1 protein-coding gene is annotated in these 1321 nt (G+C 63.4%); it reads right to left on the bottom strand.

The window, feature by feature from the left end:
• Positions 1-142 precede the first annotated feature (142 nt).
• Positions 143-1243, bottom strand: a complete 1101-nt coding sequence (locus tag ACODSP_RS28180; protein ID WP_488968821.1) for an IS5 family transposase — start codon at positions 1241-1243, stop codon at positions 143-145.
• Positions 1244-1321: the final 78 nt, after the last annotated feature.

Consider the following 1321-nt stretch of genomic DNA (forward strand, 5'->3'; position numbering starts at 1 on the left):
TAGCAGGGTGCGGAAAAATCGATCTCCGTGCCGCCTTTCCCCATCGACCAGGTCAGTTTTGGCGTCTGGTTTCGGGGTTATTGGCCTTGTTTCCGGCCATTTTTGCCGGTTTCCGCCGATTTGAGGCGGAATCCGGGCGTTGTCAGGCGGCCCGCATGAGTTTGGGCAGCCTGATCAGGTTGTAAGCGGCGGCGTTGAGGGCAAAGACCCAGTCGATGCGGTCGGTGCCCTTGTGCCGGGTTTTGCGCAGGCCGGCGGCGGCCTTGATCCAGCCGAACACCTCTTCGATGCGCTTGCGGATGCGCAGGGAGATGGCATAGCCGGGATGGCGGGTGGTGCGACCGTCGATGGCGCTGCTGCGCCGTAAGGTTCCGTCTTCCCGGCGCTGTTCGTTGCGGGCGATGTGGGGCGTGACCTTGCGGTCGCGCAGGTCCTTGACGAAGTCCCGGAGATCATAGGCCTTGTCGGCCCCCAGCGTGATGCGGCCCTTGGGCTTCAGGTCGTCGATCAGGGCCAGAGCGGCCTCGCGCTCGGCCGTGCCCGTGGCCTGGGTGACCATGGCCCCCACCACAAGGCCGTTGCGGTTCTCCATCAGCACATGGCCCATGAAGGCTAGGCGCGAGGGCTGACCATCGGCCTTGCGGTACAGCTTGGCGTCGGGGTCGGTGGTCGAGGCATGGGTCTGGTTCGACCGCTTCTCGCCCCGGAAATCCCGCTCCGCATTGCGCCCCGGGCCCGGCGGCTCGTCCCCGCCATCCTTGGGACGGAAGCTCTTCATCGAGGCCCAGGCATCCAGCAGCGTGCCATCCACCGAAAAATGCTCATCCGACAGAAGGTTACGCGCCTGTGCCTGTGCCACCACCGCCGCCAGGAATTTCGACGCCACATCCCCGGCCAGCAGACGGTCCCGGTTCTTGGTGAGCACCGTCACATCCCAGATCGGCGCGTCCATCGACAGGCCTGCAAACCACCGGAACAGAAGATTATAATCCATCTGCTCCATCAATTGCCGCTCCGACCGTATCGAATAAAACGCCTGTAACAGCAGCGCCCGCAGCAGCTTCTCCGGCGGGATCGACGGGCGACCGACTTTCGAATACATCCCCTCAAAATCCGCCGACAAAACCTCCAGGACCTCGTCAACCATCGCCCGGATCGGACGCAACGGGTGACCAGAAGGCACGCGCGCCTCGCAGCTCACATACGAAAACAGGCTGTCACTGCGATTGTCCATGCCCCGCATCATCGTCCCCAATCCAAAACACTCCCAGGATCGAATCACGACAGCCAGCCCGACGGAAGGGGGTTTTCCCGCACCCTG

This window comes from Niveispirillum sp. FG156, assembly GCF_057809555.1.

What these genes read in the sequence shown, in the direction of transcription:
- ACODSP_RS28180 (WP_488968821.1), bottom strand. Translation starts at nt 1,243, where the DNA reads ATGCGGGGCATGGACAATCGCAGTGACAGCCTGTTTTCGTATGTGAGC.